Source organism: Microcystis sp. LE19-131.1A (genome assembly GCF_027532015.1).
Lineage (GTDB): Bacteria > Cyanobacteriota > Cyanobacteriia > Cyanobacteriales > Microcystaceae > Microcystis > Microcystis ichthyoblabe_A.
Window position 1 is genome coordinate 1 of the sequence record NZ_JAPZSS010000170.1, and the last position, 15,866, is coordinate 15,866.

15 protein-coding genes and 3 pseudogenes are annotated in these 15,866 nt (G+C 43.8%); 11 read left to right on the top strand and 7 right to left on the bottom strand.

Features of this window, described 5'->3' with window-relative positions:
* Positions 1 to 283 precede the first annotated feature (283 nt).
* Positions 284 to 439, bottom strand: a pseudogene (locus O9323_RS13390) (IS30 family transposase); the annotation flags it as partial.
* A 12-nt stretch (positions 440 to 451) separates the two neighbouring features.
* Between O9323_RS13390 and O9323_RS13395 the strand changes: the two are divergent.
* A pseudogene (locus O9323_RS13395) lies at positions 452 to 1,057 on the top strand (RNA-guided endonuclease InsQ/TnpB family protein); the annotation flags it as partial.
* Positions 1,058 to 1,117: 60 nt separating this feature from the next.
* Positions 1,118 to 1,381 carry a TIGR02450 family Trp-rich protein gene (locus tag O9323_RS13400; RefSeq protein ID WP_288125271.1) on the top strand — a complete coding sequence of 88 codons (264 nt, stop codon included), beginning with the start codon at positions 1,118 to 1,120 and terminating at the stop codon, positions 1,379 to 1,381.
* A 155-nt stretch (positions 1,382 to 1,536) separates the two neighbouring features.
* Here O9323_RS13400 and O9323_RS13405 read toward each other — a convergent pair whose 3' ends face one another.
* Together O9323_RS13405 and O9323_RS13410 are read right to left on the bottom strand one after the other, a co-directional pair.
* Entirely contained in the window at positions 1,537 to 2,874 is a 1,338-nt protein-coding gene (locus O9323_RS13405) for a DUF4335 domain-containing protein (protein ID WP_288125272.1), read from the bottom strand.
* 353 nt (positions 2,875 to 3,227) lie between these two features.
* On the bottom strand, positions 3,228 to 3,767 hold the full coding sequence (locus O9323_RS13410; protein ID WP_002775863.1) for a DUF3038 domain-containing protein: 540 nt from the start codon (positions 3,765 to 3,767) through the stop codon (positions 3,228 to 3,230).
* A gap of 135 nt (positions 3,768 to 3,902) precedes the next feature.
* On the opposite strand from O9323_RS13410, the gene O9323_RS13415 reads away from it, so the two are divergent.
* Entirely contained in the window at positions 3,903 to 5,474 is a 1,572-nt protein-coding gene (locus tag O9323_RS13415; protein ID WP_024969892.1) for a Na+/H+ antiporter, read from the top strand.
* Positions 5,475 to 5,759: 285 nt separating this feature from the next.
* On the opposite strand, the gene O9323_RS13420 is transcribed toward O9323_RS13415, so the two are convergent.
* The 3 genes from O9323_RS13420 to O9323_RS13430 all read right to left on the bottom strand — a co-directional run bounded on the left by O9323_RS13420 (position 5,760) and on the right by O9323_RS13430 (position 7,226).
* Positions 5,760 to 6,248 (bottom strand): PIN domain-containing protein, encoded by a 489-nt coding sequence (locus tag O9323_RS13420; RefSeq protein WP_288125273.1) that lies wholly within the window; start codon positions 6,246 to 6,248, stop codon positions 5,760 to 5,762.
* Entirely contained in the window at positions 6,245 to 6,496 is a 252-nt protein-coding gene (locus O9323_RS13425) for a UPF0175 family protein (RefSeq protein ID WP_024969890.1), read from the bottom strand. Before O9323_RS13425 ends, O9323_RS13420 begins: the two co-directional genes overlap by 4 nt.
* 214 nt (positions 6,497 to 6,710) lie before the next feature.
* Entirely contained in the window at positions 6,711 to 7,226 is a 516-nt protein-coding gene (locus tag O9323_RS13430; RefSeq protein ID WP_002775865.1) for a single-stranded DNA-binding protein, read from the bottom strand.
* A gap of 85 nt (positions 7,227 to 7,311) precedes the next feature.
* Between O9323_RS13430 and O9323_RS13435 the strand changes: the two genes are divergently transcribed.
* The 5 genes from O9323_RS13435 (at position 7,312) to O9323_RS13455 (ending at position 12,182) form a co-directional block, all read left to right on the top strand.
* Positions 7,312 to 8,307: an amino acid ABC transporter permease gene (locus O9323_RS13435; RefSeq protein ID WP_002754348.1), complete on the top strand. Its 996-nt coding sequence runs from the start codon at positions 7,312 to 7,314 to the stop codon at positions 8,305 to 8,307.
* Between the two features lie 232 nt (positions 8,308 to 8,539).
* Positions 8,540 to 8,917, top strand: a complete 378-nt coding sequence (locus O9323_RS13440) for a hypothetical protein (RefSeq protein WP_002754350.1) — start codon at positions 8,540 to 8,542, stop codon at positions 8,915 to 8,917.
* 277 nt (positions 8,918 to 9,194) lie between these two features.
* Positions 9,195 to 10,055: a shikimate dehydrogenase gene (locus O9323_RS13445; protein ID WP_288125274.1), complete on the top strand. Its 861-nt coding sequence runs from the start codon at positions 9,195 to 9,197 to the stop codon at positions 10,053 to 10,055.
* Positions 10,056 to 10,084: 29 nt separating this feature from the next.
* Complete coding sequence (locus O9323_RS13450) at positions 10,085 to 11,128, top strand: AI-2E family transporter (RefSeq protein ID WP_288125275.1); 1,044 nt, start codon at positions 10,085 to 10,087, stop codon at positions 11,126 to 11,128.
* A 67-nt stretch (positions 11,129 to 11,195) separates the two neighbouring features.
* Positions 11,196 to 12,182 (top strand): DMT family transporter, encoded by a 987-nt coding sequence (locus O9323_RS13455; protein ID WP_288125276.1) that lies wholly within the window; start codon positions 11,196 to 11,198, stop codon positions 12,180 to 12,182.
* A gap of 4 nt (positions 12,183 to 12,186) precedes the next feature.
* Here O9323_RS13455 and O9323_RS13460 read toward each other — a convergent pair.
* Positions 12,187 to 12,504: pseudogene (locus O9323_RS13460) on the bottom strand (class I SAM-dependent methyltransferase); the annotation flags it as partial.
* Between the two features lie 135 nt (positions 12,505 to 12,639).
* On the opposite strand from O9323_RS13460, the gene O9323_RS13465 reads away from it, so the two are divergent.
* The 3 genes from O9323_RS13465 (at position 12,640) to O9323_RS13475 (ending at position 15,588) form a co-directional block, all read left to right on the top strand.
* Entirely contained in the window at positions 12,640 to 13,509 is an 870-nt protein-coding gene (locus O9323_RS13465) for an MBL fold metallo-hydrolase (protein WP_002754357.1), read from the top strand.
* Positions 13,510 to 13,615: 106 nt separating this feature from the next.
* Positions 13,616 to 14,314, top strand: coding sequence for a bifunctional demethylmenaquinone methyltransferase/2-methoxy-6-polyprenyl-1,4-benzoquinol methylase UbiE (gene ubiE / locus O9323_RS13470; protein ID WP_002754358.1), 699 nt, complete (start codon positions 13,616 to 13,618; stop codon positions 14,312 to 14,314).
* 35 nt (positions 14,315 to 14,349) lie between these two features.
* Positions 14,350 to 15,588: a DUF445 domain-containing protein gene (locus O9323_RS13475; RefSeq protein WP_043997320.1), complete on the top strand. Its 1,239-nt coding sequence runs from the start codon at positions 14,350 to 14,352 to the stop codon at positions 15,586 to 15,588.
* Positions 15,589 to 15,866 lie beyond the last annotated feature (278 nt).

A 15,866-nucleotide genomic window follows, 5' to 3' on the forward strand; every position in this document is an offset into this window, starting at 1 on the left:
ATAAAGATTTCTAATAAGCTCGCCCAAATCCCTGATTCTCTCGTTAGCTTTTTGGCTGAAAGGGATGTATCTATTTGTAACTGAGGAGCCTAAAAACCTTTGTGGACAACGCTTTGAGATGTCTTGTCCCCCTGTCAGCTATTTGATAAGGAGTTTCTGTCATAATTAATCCCCCCTAATAGTCTTCATTTCCTCAGCAGTCAACCCATACAAATTAGCAACCCTATCATCTATCTCTGCGTCCCACTCCTCTAGCATCAAAACATTCTGGACTGATTCAAGTCTAAATTGCATCACTATCTGATCTACCTTTATAGAATACCTCATTCGGGGTACGATAGTCAAGACATTTTCGAGGACGATTGTTAATCAAGTTTACGGCTCTTTCCACCTCCTCTGGCTTAACAATTTTAAAATTCGTTCCCTTGGGAAAAAAGCGTTTCATTTTTGAATTGGCGCTTTATCGACAGGTGAGACGTTTGAAGGCTCTAAAAGTTATCGTAAATACGAAAAACAATTAGCCAACCTTCAATACTTGAACCGACATAAGGTAAAAGATTCAAATAATTGGAACAAAGCCCAACGGCAAATAGCTAAACTTCATTTTAAAATAGCTAATATCCGTAAAGATACGTTACATAAACTCACCACTTATTTAGCCAAGAACCACGGCAAGATAGTAATTGAGGATTTAAATGTGTCTGGGATGATGGCTAATCACAAATTAGCTAAAGCCGTTCAGGATATGGGTTTTTACGAGTTCCGAAGACAACTTGATTATAAAACTCAGTTGTATGGTTCGGAATTGATCATAGCCAATAGGTGGTTTCCTAGTAGTAAAACCTGTTTCAATTGTGGGTACAAAAAAGAGTCTCTATCTTTAACTGAAAGAGTTTTTGAGTGTGAGCAATGCCATGTAGTTTGCGGTCGAGACTTGAACGCTAGTCTAAATCTAGCTTCTTTGGCGGTGAGTTCCACCGTGTCAGCTTGGGTCGTAGATAGTGCCGACACTATTACAATGAAGCAGGAAGTTAACGTCAAATTTGCTCATGAGTAGATTTGAGTAAGTTTAATAGAACGGTTTTAGTCTATCCCGCACTCAGGTGTTTTAACTTTTATGCCCAAAAAACAGAAGTATCCCCATCTCTTAGGATCAAAATGGACGGCAAAACAAAAAACATGGGGCTGGCAACATTTTCAAGTGGTCAATCGTCAAAATCGCGGTCAATGGGTTTTTGCCGAATTAGTCGCTTCCTGCGATCCCACCGTCCGCTTCTGGATTAATGCTAAACAGTTGCAAGATGCGAATCTCTGGCAATCCGGTTGGCAAACTCTAACGGAAATGAACCAACCCGACAGCACCGACGAGATTATTTGTTAATTAAGTAGGTAGGCGTTAAAAATTATCAGATGCCCCCCTTATTAAGGGGGATCCCCCCGCCTATCGGCACCCCCCTTATCAAGGGGGGCAGGGGGGATCGAATCTAAAATCAATTTTTAATTTAATTATAACCAGCTACTTAAATGCAGTACAGCTTATTGCTGTTCCATAAAAGTCCGCACCGTACCATCAGAACCAAGAACTAGACGCAATTGGGGATTACCAGAGATATCGAGGGGAGACACGAAAGGTTGATTAAGCAGGGGCATATTAGTGCGATCGAGATAGATTTTCGCCGCCTGTCCCAGGGGAATAATCTGTTTTAGGGAACCATCCTGATTTAAGACCAAACGGTACTCTAGAGTATGCTTGAGACTTTCCGGCGGTTGCCAACGGGATTGAAAATATTCTCTGGTTTCTGCCACTTGGGGAATTGTATCTAGTAAGTTCGTCTCTGGGGCTTTAGCGGTACTTGTGGGCGGTTTGGAGTCTAAATTGACATTTTCGGGGTTAACAGGGCTTAGAGGCGGTAAATTGGGCAATTTTGGCGGTGCTGGACTCGGATTCATCGTGGTGGGGGGAACATTTGCCAGTGCATTTGTACCCTGATCGCCGGTGACGGGGGGGGCGGTAATCGGGATGTTCTGATTATTCGGTTCAATTACGATCGCCGTGCCGCCGGGGAGCGAACCCGTGACTGGTGGCGGCGGTAAAGTGGGCGGCGGAATCACCAGGGGGACGCTAGAGGGGCGAACTGGGGCTGGAACGGTTGCCACGGGCGGCGGTGGCGGTAAAGGGGTTTTATTGCCCAAATTTGCCGGTAACTGCGGGTTTGGGGCGGCTGTTCCCGTGGGGGGTAAAGGCAGCGTTGGCAAGGGTTGGGGAATCTTGGCACTATTGGGATCGGTGGTTAAATCATTGTTGGTTAGTTCTTGCTGTTGATAAAATGCGATCGCTATTCCCCCGATAGTTATCAAGGCCGAGGCGATTAATCCCGTCCAGATCAGGGCATTGTTTCGAGTTTTCTGGCGAATTAAAGGGGGTATTAGGGGGCTTTCATGGTTATATTCCCCTAAAGCATTGGCTAGGTCGAATAATTGCGATGTGGTTAATTCAATCTCCTGTTTATCCCTATCGGTTAGCAGGGAACCTAAAAATAATTGATGCTGGAGAAGTCCCTGACAACGGAGAGAAGGTAAGGAGGGAAGATGGCTTTCGGGGGAACCACTAGCCACGAAAGAGAGGCTAGAAACGGTACTAGAGAGTAAATTCTGCACATAATTAGCGACAATTTCCCCTAGTAGTTGTAATTGTGTGCGATCGCCTTTGATCGTCACCTGTTTTTCCTCACTCAATCTAGGATCATCAAAGCGCAATTGAAAGTGGGCATCGTTTAAGACATTTTTACCTAACCAAACCGCTAGAGGCGAACTATTTCCCCAAATTTCTAGGGTACAGGTGGGAGGTGTATATTTGCGAATTAGATTACTCATTTTTAGTTATCGGTGGGAATTATAAATTATGAATTATGAATTATGAACTGGGAAGCTTTTTTTCAGTGTTGCCAAAGGCACGGCGTAGCCGTCCAGTAAACAGTAAACAGTAATCAGTGAACTGAAAACTTACGGTTCTTCCGAACTTACACTGTGGAAAATTCCCCAAGCTTCCTCTCTGTCCAGCAATGCTCTAAAGTTGATAAATATCAATCTAACAAAAACTCAAAGCCTTAGTATACAAGCTTTACAAGCATGGGTTGTTAATAGTTTTGCATGACAGGTTCGCTAGAGCCAAACTTACATCTGATAACTGATAACTGATAACTGATAACTGATAACTGATAGGCTTTTTACTTTTTACTTGCTAAAAGGGTGTGCCAGAGAAGGAGATGACTGCGGGGGCTGCTGTAGAACAATAAATCGATTAATAATTTCCAGGCTAGGGAAGCAAGGCTAGAATCGCTGAGATTATTTTCCGATATTTCTGGGTATTTTAAGCGAAAATTATCGATATAATTGCCCAAAAGTGTGGTTTTAACTGGTTCTTCTCCTTGAGTTCCCACTTGTTCCAAGAGAATTACAGCGCGACGGATTAACTCTTGCTTTTTTTGGGCCAAATGACAGAGGAGGAGAACTAGAGAACGGATGTCCGCGAGGGAAAGTTTTGACTGGGGTTGCCAGTGGTGGGCAACTAGGCGATCGCTTGTATCTGCATCTAAGGCTAATTCTTGGGCTGCTTGGGTGATAGACTCGGAGTCTAAATTAGCTAGAGAGACTAAAGCCGCCAAAATCAGGTTTAAATAGCTATTAATACTCTCTAACTGCTCGTTACTGGGTGAGATAGCTAGGGGTAAATCCTCACCCGTGGAGGACTCGGCAGACTGAGGCATAGTCAAGGACATAGATAAAAGGAATTGCCAGCAGAAAAACTTGGGTTTAGGAGAAAAAATCACTGGTTCTAAAGTGTAATAATAATTTAGATTGTTCTTTTCTTGCACGTCCGCTCACCGATTGCCTCCCACCCAATGAGTTTAGAATCCGCTACTGATGAAGTCATTAAGCAAAATTTGGAACAATTTCTAATTGTTTTGTCCGTTTCCCTGAGTGTGGCCACGGTTTCGAGGATTTTTAGCTGGTTTCGGCAAATTCCTTACACCCTATTGTTAGTGATAGTCGGTTTAGGTTTAGCTTTTATCGATATCCGTCTGGTGAACCTATCCCCCGAACTGATTCTAGAAATTTTTCTGCCCCCTTTGCTATTTGAAGCCGCTTGGAATACGCGCTGGCGAGATCTGAAGGATAATTGGATTCCCGTCAGTCTTTTCGCTATTGTCGGCGTAATTATCTCGATTTTCGGGGTTGGTTTTACCCTAGATGAATTGACTAATTTACCCCTATTTACGGCATTATTAGTGGGTGCAAGCCTTTCTTCTACGGATCCCGTCGCTGTTGTCGCTCTTTTTCGCGAATTAGGGGCCAGTAAAAAACTCACCGTGCTTTTGGAAGGGGAAAGCTTATTTAATGATGGGGTCGCTGTGGTCGCTTTCGCTCTTTTGGTGGAAATTCCCCTCGGTGCTAGTGGTCTATCCTTAGAGACAACCATTAGCCGGATTGCCGCTTTTATCGGTATCGGGGTAGCAGTGGGTTGTTTAGTGGGTTTTGGTATCTCCTATCTGACTCAACGTCTGGATTTACCCCTAGTGGAACAGTCTTTAACTCTTGTGTCCGCCTACGGTGCTTATTTATTAACCGAGGAGTTCGGGGGTTCGGGGGTAATCGGAGTGGTGACTACGGGGATTATTTTGGGTAATTTTGGCTCTCGAATTAGCATGAGTCCCCGTACCCGCCTATTAGTCACGGAATTCTGGGAGTTTCTCGCTTTTTTTGTCAATTCGATCGTTTTTCTCCTCATCGGCGATCAGATTCGTCTCTCCAGTTTAGCCGATAATCTCAATTTAATTTTTATCACGATCGCCGCCGTGGTAGCGGCCCGTTTTCTGGCTACCTTTGCTTTAGCAACTGTTAGTAATGCCTTGATGGAAACTAAAATTAATTGGCGAGAAAAAACGGTTTTATGGTGGGGAGGTTTGCGCGGTTCCGTTTCTATTGCCCTAGCTTTAAGTGTGCCGGTTATTTTTCCCAATCGTCAGGATATCATCGATATCGTCTTCGGAGTTGTTCTCTTTACCCTTTTGGTTCAGGGATTAACTATTCAAACTTTCCTATCGAGATTAGACTTGATCGGTGATCAACCAATTCGAGAAAACTATGCGGAACTTTTAGCCCGACGGGTAGCTTTAAAAAGAGTTTTAGACTATCTTTCTAAGTTAGATAAATCTCCCGATGTTGCCCCCGAATTTTTTAGTTATGAGCAGCATCTCGTCAAAGAAAAATTAAAGACCGTAGAAGCGGAAATTCAATCTCTCAACGATAGTTATCCCCAATTACAGCTATTGACAATGGAACAACTTCGGGAAACCCTCCTAGATATCGAAGCTGATACCTACGCTGAATTTATTCGATCCGGCCGTTTAACTAGCAATTTATCCCCCGTCCTTCAAGAAATTCTCGCTGAAAGTAAAATCAGTGAACAGTAGGACTATTTTGGGGTATATACCTGAACTTTCCCCGTATAAATATACGGCTCATCTGAGTTCAGTATGCTAAAGATCGAAGACAAATTTCTCAAACAGTTTTCACACAACTATTTGGGCTCTTGATAACCGTCCTATTGGATTTTAGGCTCTGTAATCTTGGGCAAGAGAGGGATTGAGTTTTTATAAATTTATAGATAACCTACTAAACTAGGATGAGTCCATTGGTATGGGAGACGATAGTTTCGATCGATACCGACTCCACAGACTATCTTGGCTTATCCTTTACTAAAGTTCTTCAGCCAAAGCTAAGACACGCTGATATAGCTGGGAACTGACACGAAAACCAGCTTGGCTGATCAAGGTATCCATAACAGGTTGAACTTGAGGGATGAGGCTTCTTTGTTTGGCAACGAGCAGAATGCCCAGAATACCAATGATAGACAGCCCTAGCCGCAGGGCTTCTTGCCGCCCCAAGCGTTCATCAATGAGCAGATCATCAGCTTGTAGCTCAAGGGCCAAGGCTATGGCATTCGCTTCTCCAGCATCCAATCCTCGTTCTTGCTGAAGCTGGTTAGCGAGTTCGGAGTTGGTGAGGGGTTGGGGTTGAATCCAACCGACTTGGAGAATGGCTGGAATGATGGGATTGCTTGCGGCTGCTAGTTCCCTAGCAACAACGTCTGGAATGATAACGGTTTGGTAAATTGACTCTAGCAACCAGAGATGATCGATAATCGCCAGATTGCAAAGGGCAGAGGTATCGCTGACCACGATCATAGCCAGCCTCGATCGCGCAGATGTTGAACATCCTGCTCAAAGTCTTCTACATCGTAGTGAACACAAATACCGCGATCTGCCAACAGTTTTTGAAAGTCCATGACTTCTATCCCGGCAATTTTACTGGCGCGACTGAGGGAAATCCGCTCTTGCTGAAACAGCGCAATGGCAATCTCCCGGAGCCAGTCACCCTGGTTAAAGGTTTCGGCTTGGCTGAGGTTATCCGGTAGGTTTAGGGTAATTTGCATTGAGACATCCTCACGCGCTAATACTTACTTCTTCTAGCCTGCCATATCTCAGTTAAAGCTTTGGCTCTTCTGGTTTCTGTGTGGAAACGAGGTCTATACTGATAGAATATCCGTCAAAATAGTGCTGAAAGTCTTGTCCGATCAGCATTTCACGATTCCATAAGCAAAAATTATCAGACAAAATCGAGAAGAGCCATTAATTCTGTCGGGGTACTTAGAAAGGAATATCGTCTAAATTTTCCTCCACCGATGTGTCGCTAGGTTGCCAAGCGGAAGGATTAGAAAGTTCATAGGATGCGTCGTATTCAAAGTCCCCGGGGGAGACAGGTGCGACGGGTTTTTCCACCGGGGTTTTATTCGATTTGTGGGTATTGATTGGCACGACTTTTTCCGGAGTCGGGGCTGCCATTTCACCGCTACTCACGCTGCCGTCAAGATGATAGAGATGACTAATGACTAATTCGGCCCGTTTTTCCTTAAAACCTTCGGGACGATCGATCGTCTGCATCGAGAGACGACCTTCTAAAATTACCCGATCGCCTTCATTATAGTTCTGAGCGACTTCTGAGGCTAAATTTCCCCAAGCTACGGCCCTTAAATTAGCTGGGGTTGCCTCGGCACGATTGGGAGAAAACTCGACCAACATTTGAGCGTAGGGAGTTTGATTATCTTGGGTATAACGTAATTCGGGACGACGGACAATTTTAGCCATTAAAATGCAACTGTTCATGGTCGAAAATCAGTCTGAATTTTTCTAATAGCACCATTGTACTGAAAAAGTACAAGGATCACCACTGGGGAGGTTGGGGAATTTTATGGGACTCTGGTTAAGAAAAAATCTCTTTAACACTTGGTACAACGTCATCTTAACCCTTGCGGGTCTATTTCTCAGCCTCTGGGGGGGCTTAAGTTTTCTCGATTGGGCGATAAATCGGGCAAAATGGGCTGTAGTGACGGAAAATCTCGGTTTATTTGTGGTCGGTCGTTATCCAGAACAGTCAATATGGCGGATTTGGCTGATTTTAACGATTATTGCGGCTTTATCACTGTTTTCTTGGCAATTAAACCGGGGTCGCTTCCCCAATTGCCCCGCTTTTCTCCAACGCTGGTGGGGATTGCTCTGGTTATTGACTTTACCTTTAATCGCTTGGTTGCTATTGGGGGGATTATTTTTAGAGGCCATTCCCCTCGATGATCTCAGTGGTTTAATCTTAACTTTATTAGTAGCGATCGCAAGTATGATTTTATCTTTTCCCTTGGGGGTATTATTGGCCCTGGGGAGACAGAGTGAATTACCGGTAATTCGTTGGCTATCTATTGGTTATATCGAATTATTGCGCGGTTTACCTTTGTTGGGAATTTTATTCATGGCTCAGGTGATGTTACCTTTAATTTTACCCGCCGGGACGAGACCGGAACGGGTGATCAGAGCGATCGCAGGATTTACCCTTTTTGCGGCAGCCTATCTGGCCGAAAATGTTCGGGGTGGTTTACAAGCGATTCCCAAAGGTCAAATTGAAGCGGCCAGGGCTTTGGGTTTAAAACCGATTTTCGTTTTATTATTGATCGTTCTACCCCAAGCTTTAAAAGCGGTCATTCCCGCTATTGTTGGTCAATTTATCAGTTTATTTAAGGATACTTCTCTACTGGCGATCGTGGGGCTGGTGGACCTCTTGGGTATGGCAGGCTCGGTTTTAGCTAATCCGAAATTTATCGGCGATTATCCAGAGGTTTATCTATTTTTGGCGTTTATTTACTGGATTTTCTGTTATTCTATGTCCCTAGCCAGTCGTAGGTTAGAACAGCGTTGATTGGGGTGTGGGGTGTGGGAAGCTTTTCAGTGTTGCCAAAGGCACGGCGTAGCCGTCCAGTAAACAGTAAACAGTAAACAGTAATCAGTGAACTGAAAACTCACATCTGATAACTGATAACTGATAACTGATAACTGATAGATGGCTACCTGGCTTTTTGTCATAAATATTGATATGATTTAACAATCAGCAGCAATTTATGGTAAATATATTTATTTAGGAGAGCGAGAAAATGGCTGGATTCTTTGGCCTGTTTGGCAATAAGACGAAATACGTCGATGAACCGATGGATATGAGCGCACCGGAACCGAAAGAGGCTTTTTACTTGGAACCCGATGACGCTAAAACTCTCGGTAATATCGACTTTATGCGGACACCGATCACGATCCGACGTACTTTCCCGAAAACTGCCTCGAATAAAAAGGGTGGCGAATCGATTAAACAGATTTCTTCTATGGAAGTCAGCAAAGTCACCGATAACGGTATTGTGGCAAAATCGGCTACTTCCGAGGCTAATAGTAAGGCTAACGCTGCTAATGATAACGTTCGTCGCGCTAACGATGACAATATCAATCCTTTCCTGAAAATGGCCCGCGAAATCAAGAAATAGTATAGGGTTTGCTGAATAAATCTAAAAACCTTGTTGGGTAAAACTTTTAGACCTTTTGGCCATCAAAAAGTAATGGATCTGGGAGTGATCGGGGGAAAAATCCCTGGACTTTTTCCCTGAAAATTAGGTAATTGACCCCCTCAAAATCGGTAAAACCCTACACCCCACACCCTACACCCTGCCCCCAGGAAAAACTTTTTCAGCAAACCCTAGTATAGTAAGGTGAGCATTGGCTACCCTTGAGATTAAACTTTGGTGGGGAAAGCCCACCTTTTTTATGACCATTATTAACGGAAAAACCAAGTTATTAGGCGTAATCGGCGATCCCATCGGCCATACTCTTTCTCCCCTCATGCACAATGCCGCTATCGATGCCTTGGGGCTAAATTATGTCTATCTTCCCCTACCGATCGCCCCGGAAAATTTAGCAACTGCGATCGCTGGTTTGTCCGCCATCGATCTAGAGGGTTTTAGCGTCACAATTCCCCATAAATTAGCAATTATTCCCTTATTATCGCAAATTACCGAGAAAGCAAGGCTAGTAGGCGCAGTTAATACCGTCTGGCGCACGAAAACTGGCTGGCAGGGAACGAATACCGATGTGGATGGCTTTCTCGCACCCTTGAAATCCCTTGACAAAGATTGGAGTCAGGTGAATCCAGTTATTTTAGGTAATGGCGGCGCTGCCCGGGCGGTAGTGGTGGCTTGCGCCCAGTTGGGCTGTGGCAAAATTCATGTGGTAGGACGCAATCAAAAGAAATTAGATCCTTTTAAAGAAAGTTGGGCGAATACAAGCCTCTATGACCTCCTAGAAGTGCATGGCTGGGACGAATTAGAGGGGCTGCTACCCACCACAGAACTCCTGATTAATTCTACCCCCATCGGAATGTCCCCCCAGGGCGAACAATCCCCTGTTGAGTTAGAATTATTAGACCTTTTGCCCTCATCGGCGATCGCCTACGATCTAATTTATAATCCCCGGCCGACCAAATTTCTCCGGTTAGCCCAGACTAGAGGGATAAGAATTATTGATGGGTTAGAAATGTTAGTTAATCAGGGAGCGATCGCACTAGAAATCTGGTTAGGTCAACCCGTCCCCGTCTCGGTCATGCGGGAAGCTTTGTTAAAACAATTCTAAATGCTAAAATCCTATTTCTGGCTTGATTTATGACCCCTTCTAGCTCCTTTTGGAAAACTCTGAATAACTCGATTCTAGTGCGCTATCTATTATTATTTGGTTGTGGCTGGAGTCTGATTATCTTAATTAACTATTTCTACGGGACAATCGCTATTTTTACTGGTTCGGCAGTCCTGGCCGCTCTATTAAATTATCCCGTGGTTTGGTTATCTCGTTATCTACCGAGAGGACTAGCCATTGCTATTACCACCCTAGTAGCTTTTATCCTCCTATTTAGATTAGTCACAGGCATAGGATTAGAAGCAGTTAGTCAGGGGAAAGGACTAATATTCAATCTTACCGATGCCCTGGGTCAACAAGATTTTTTACCCTTTCAAGACTTTCTCGATCGATTAGATTGGAATAAAATGGTGGGAACCCTACAAACTGGTTTAGCCACAGGTTTATCGGTCGTACAAGGAGTTTTTTCCAGTGTCTTTACCGGCGTTTTCGGGGCGGTGATCAGTGTTTATATGCTCATCGACGGTGATAAACTCTGGCGAAGTTTTTTGCAACTTCTCCCCCTAGCATACCGGGAGCGTTTTGCCAAGTCTTTTCGACAAAGTTTTCTGGGATTTATTCGCGGGCAACTGTTATTAATGCTCTTTTTATCGGTGACGAGTTTCTTAAGTTTTTCCCTATTGGGAATTCAATATGGGCTAATTTTAGCGGGTATTCTTGGTGTTATCGATGCTATCCCGGGTATCGGGGCAACCCTGGGCATTTTGTTGGTAACTATCTTGACTTTTACCTCCCAAGGACTAACAATTGCCGTTAAAGCTTTTATTGTCTGTGTTGTCTTGGTACAAATTCAAGATAATATTATTCGCCCTAAAGTTATGGGCAATGCCCTAGAATTAAACCCGGTAATTTTATTTTTATCCCTCTTTATCGGCGAAAGAATTGCGGGATTATTAGGGGTTTTTCTCTCCATTCCTATCGCTGGGATGATTGCGATCTGGATCAGTTACGGGGAAGAAAAACCAATAACAGATTTAGAGGAAAATCAGTTAAAAGAAAGTCAGGAGAATTAAGGGCTGATCCCCAGTTTCTACTATACAATTAGGGAAATTTGTTATCTACAAAACTCGATCGCTACCTATGGAAAACCTAGATTTAAAGAAATCCTCGCCCCTCTTACTTATCTCACCGTTTTTTCTCTGGGGAACATCGATGGTAGCGATGAAGGGTGTTATCCCCCACACCACCCCCCTATTTATGGCGGGAATTCGCCTTGTTCCCGCCGGAATGTTAGTTTTAATGGTAGCTTGGTTTTTAGGTCGTCCTCAGCCCAAAACCCTGCAAGCATGGTTATGGATTGCCCTTTTTGCTCTCATGGATGCCACTCTTTTTCAAGGTTTTCTGGCATTGGGATTAAATCGCACCGGGGCGGGGTTAGGATCGGTAATTATTGACTCCCAACCCCTAGCGGTGGCTTTAATGTCCAGTTGGCTATTTAAAGAAGTTATCGGTGTCTGGGGATGGTTAGGATTGGGTTTAGGGATTGGGGGAATTAGTTTAATCGGCTTGCCCGATCAATGGTTTTATGACTTTTTTGGACAAAAAGCGGTAAATATTGACTTTAGCTGGCAGGAATTACTAAATAGCGGCGAAATGCTGATGCTTTTGGCTTCCCTATCCATGGCGGTGGGAACAGTGTTAATCCGGTTTGTCTGTCGTCATGCGGATCCCGTCAGCGCCACCGGATGGCACATGATTTTAGGAGGATTGCCGCTATTTTTAGCTTCAGGTTTCACCGAATCCCATCAATGGCAAAATGTAGATTTAAATGGTTGGTTAGCTTTAAGTTACGCCACGATTTTTGGTAGTGCGATCGCCTATGGAATATTCTTTTATTTAGCCGCCAAAGGCAATTTAACCAGTTTAAGTTCTTTGACTTTTTTAACTCCGGTTTTTGCCCTCACTTTCGGGAATTTATTCCTCGGTGAGATGTTAAGTGTATTGCAATGGGCGGGGGTATCTTTAACCCTTGTTAGTATTTATTTAATCAATCAAAGGGAAAAAATATCCCCACAAGTGCGGGCAATTTTTGCTAATCTTTCCTCACTTATACCCAAAAGCAACTAACTCAATCTTGAGATAATACAGTTAGTTTTTCTCCCGATGGATCGTATTTAAAAAAGGCTTCTACGCCATAACCGCAGCGATCGCTATTATGGCAGAAAGCGGCGACTAAGCTACCGCGACGAAAACAACCAATTTGACAGTAAACCTCGTCTGGTTGCAGACAGGCAACGGCTAGATTGAGCAGGGGAAAGAGATTGCGATCAGGATAAGAGGCGGTTTTTTCGCTTAAAAGGGTTAATTGCTCGGAAATAGGCGACATTAAAGCCGATCCCCAATCCTGATACTGTTGGGGCAGTTTTTCTAAGAATTTCTGTAAATCCATACCTTGCTTTCCCGAAAACTATAATCCTTTTCCAATATCGTAAATCATCGTGCTTGTCATCAGGTCACAGACTTAATTGTGGAAGAGTGCTAATCTAACTATTAGCCTATTAGCACAAGTAGAGGAGCTTCTAATATGCCCTACAAATGCTTCCAGATCAAATTTTGGGGAGTACGGGGGAGCATTCCCTGTCCAGGTTCGGAAACCGTTCGTTATGGTGGTAATACTTCCTGTGTCGAGATGCAAGTCGGTAGAGAAAGATTAATCTTTGACGGTGGTACGGGGTTACGCATCCTAGGACAGTCTTTGATGACAGAAAGTCCAGTGAAAGCCCATTTATTTTTCAGCCATTCCCATTGGGATCATATTCAGGGTTTTCCTTTTTTTATCCCCGCTTTTATCAGGGGCAATACTTTTAAAATCTATGGGATTCCCTCTGCCAACGGAGTAACCATCAAGCAAAGATTACACGATCAGATGTCACACCCTAATTTTCCCGTGCCTTTGCAGATTATGCGGGCTGATTTAGAATTTTATAATCTAGAAATGGGCAAAACCCTCTACTGTGCCGATTTCACCGTCGAAACCCGTCCTTTAAATCATCCCGGGGAAGCGGTGGGTTATCGGGTAAATTGGCAGGGTTTATCGGCAGCTTATATTACCGATACCGAACATTTTCCCGATCGCTTTGATGATAACGTTCTGGCTTTAGCCCGGCAAGCGGATGTGATGATTATTGATGCTACCTACACCGATGAGGAATACAACGATCCTAAGTATTCTAAGGTGGGTTGGGGTCATTCCACTTGGCAACAGGCAGTCAAAATCGCCCAGGCAGCGCAAGTTAAGCAGTTAGTTCTATTTCATCACGATCCCGCCCATAATGACGATTTTCTCGATCGCATTGGGGAACAGGTAAGAAAGATTCTGCCTCAAACTATTCTCGCCCGGGAAGGACTCTCGATCAAATTACGACCGGAAGGTTCTCGGATAGATGAAGCGTAACCTACGTCACTGTTCCCCACCATGAAGATAACTGCTCCCCGTGAGCGCAGATAAGATAGAATGATATAACTTCATCTGGGATTTTCTCTGATGCCATATTATAAAAATGTCCAATCAATCCTCACCTAACTCCACAGAAATACAAGCAATTTTTGATCAGATCGCTCCCGAATATGACCGCCTTAATCAAGAATTAAGTTTAGGATTACACCATATCTGGAAATTAATGACAGTCAAATGGTGTCAACCCGAAAAAGGGGATTTTGCCCTCGATGTCTGTTGTGGTAGCGGCGACCTGACTAACCTATTATCAAAACAAGTGGGTAAAACCGGCCAAGTGATCGGACTAGATTTTTCCCCACAACAATTAAAAATCGCCCGTCAACGTTTTAGCGCCACTAATATTAACTGGATGGAAGGGGATGCCCTTAATTTACCCTTTGCCGATTCTAGCTTTGATTGTGCCACTATTGGCTATGGATTACGCAATGTGGTCGATATTACCCAATGTTTGGGGGAATTATACCGAGTCCTCAAACCGGGTGCTAAAGCGGCGATTCTGGACTTCCATCAACCCACCCAAACCATCGCCAAACTATTCCAAAACTGGTATCTCGATCATATCGTCGTTCCCGCTGCCGAGCGTTACGGTTTAACTTACCAGTACGCTTATATTAGTCCCAGTATCGATCGCTTTCCCCAGGGCCCAGAACAGGTAAAATTAGGCTATCAGTCGGGATTTTCCAGCGCTGTTCACTATCCACTCCTAGCAGGACTGATGGGAGTGTTAGTCTTGAAGAAATAACCTACTGACATTTCCGTTTATTTTTTGCTGCTAAATTGAATCTCCCTACTCTTTGGACATGGATATTACCGCCGATCGCGGGGGCAATTATTGGCTATTTTACCAACGATGTAGCCATTAAAATGCTATTTCGTCCCTACAAGGCGATTTATATCGGTAAGCGTCCTCTTCCCTTCACTCCGGGGTTAATTCCTCGCAATCAAGATCGATTAGCTGTCCGGGTATCGGATACGATCATGGGTTCCCTGTTAACCCCCGAGGAACTACAAAAACTGGCTAAACGACTCCTGGACACCGAAAGGGTACAGGGGGCGATACTCTGGCTGTTACAATTAGCTTTAAAACAAATAAAAGGCGATCGGCAAGCAAAAACCGCCGAGATTTTGGCGGCGATTCTTCACGATTTATTCGGGGAATCTTTAGCGAAATTACTAAAAGTTTTAGCCCGACGGCAGGACTTTTTAGAAAAACAGATCAATCAAATTTTTGATCGCCTAGTCTTGGAATTTTCTCTCAGTGAACAACAGGCGCGACAATTCTCCGATTGGCTATTAGAAACCGTCCTACCTGCTGATGTTATCCGTCTAGCTTTAATCGATTTTTTAACCGATCGCAATATTCAAGTTATCGATGAAGGATTTCGGGAAAAAACCAGTGGAACCTATTGGGTAGTAGCCAATTTATTCGGTTTACGCAATGCCCTGGCCCGCTTACGCACTTTTTGCCTTGATGAAAAGGATTTAGCTAATACCAGAATCAAAGAATTATTACTATCTTTAGAGATGCGTAATCGTCTGAAAAACTGGTTACAAGGTATCTCTTTGCAAAATTTACCTATCTCCACCGTCAGACAATTGCGTAAAACCACTAGGGATACGGTGCGAATTTATATTCAAGAAAGTGGCGAACAATTTCTGCAAGATTTTGGACAAACGATCGACTGGGATCAAATCGCTAATTTAATTATTAATCGTCTGCAATCTTCGGAGTCAATGACTACATCATTAGGGGTAATTAGTCAAGAGTTAGCGTTAATTTTAGAGCGTTATCTAGAGGAAGATTTAGAGAAATTAGTCGCCCAAATTATCCCGATTCTCAACATCGATCAGGTAATCCGCGATCGGGTGAATGCCACTTCCCCGGCCGATCTGGAAAATGCTATTCAAGGAATTGTTAAACAGGAATTACAGGGAATTGTTAATCTCGGTGGTATTCTTGGTCTTCTAGTCGGACTAATGCAAACAGTTATTTTAATTGCACAGAATAGAGGGTAATAATTAGGGTTTGCTGAAAAAGTTTGTTGGTGGGGGCAGGGTGTGGGGTGTGGGGTGTGAATTTTCCCCCTGAAAAAGCCTTAATCTAACAAGGTTTTTAGATTTATTCAGCAAGCCCTAATTAGGGTTTGCTGAATAAGTACGGGCGAAGCATTCGGGCAATAACCTATCGGTGAAACCGTAGATTTTTTATCCGAATGCTTCGCCCCTACAGGACGCGGGCCGATGAAGACGCAAGGTTTTGAAGCACGATTCTCTCAAAATCTTGCACCTGTTTC

Bases quoted from the DNA above. Each gene is read 5' to 3' on its own strand.
- O9323_RS13400 (WP_288125271.1), top strand. From the start codon at position 1,118: ATGCCCAAAAAACAGAAGTATCCCCATCTCTTAGGATCAAAATGGACG.
- O9323_RS13405 (WP_288125272.1), bottom strand. From the start codon at position 2,874: ATGAGTAATCTAATTCGCAAATATACACCTCCCACCTGTACCCTAGAA.
- O9323_RS13410 (WP_002775863.1), bottom strand. From the start codon at position 3,767: ATGCCTCAGTCTGCCGAGTCCTCCACGGGTGAGGATTTACCCCTAGCT.
- O9323_RS13415 (WP_024969892.1), top strand. From the start codon at position 3,903: ATGAGTTTAGAATCCGCTACTGATGAAGTCATTAAGCAAAATTTGGAA.
- O9323_RS13420 (WP_288125273.1), bottom strand. From the start codon at position 6,248: ATGATCGTGGTCAGCGATACCTCTGCCCTTTGCAATCTGGCGATTATC.
- O9323_RS13425 (WP_024969890.1), bottom strand. From the start codon at position 6,496: ATGCAAATTACCCTAAACCTACCGGATAACCTCAGCCAAGCCGAAACC.
- O9323_RS13430 (WP_002775865.1), bottom strand. From the start codon at position 7,226: ATGAACAGTTGCATTTTAATGGCTAAAATTGTCCGTCGTCCCGAATTA.
- O9323_RS13435 (WP_002754348.1), top strand. From the start codon at position 7,312: ATGGGACTCTGGTTAAGAAAAAATCTCTTTAACACTTGGTACAACGTC.
- O9323_RS13440 (WP_002754350.1), top strand. From the start codon at position 8,540: ATGGCTGGATTCTTTGGCCTGTTTGGCAATAAGACGAAATACGTCGAT.
- O9323_RS13445 (WP_288125274.1), top strand. From the start codon at position 9,195: ATGACCATTATTAACGGAAAAACCAAGTTATTAGGCGTAATCGGCGAT.
- O9323_RS13450 (WP_288125275.1), top strand. From the start codon at position 10,085: ATGACCCCTTCTAGCTCCTTTTGGAAAACTCTGAATAACTCGATTCTA.
- O9323_RS13455 (WP_288125276.1), top strand. From the start codon at position 11,196: ATGGAAAACCTAGATTTAAAGAAATCCTCGCCCCTCTTACTTATCTCA.
- O9323_RS13465 (WP_002754357.1), top strand. From the start codon at position 12,640: ATGCCCTACAAATGCTTCCAGATCAAATTTTGGGGAGTACGGGGGAGC.
- ubiE (WP_002754358.1), top strand. From the start codon at position 13,616: ATGTCCAATCAATCCTCACCTAACTCCACAGAAATACAAGCAATTTTT.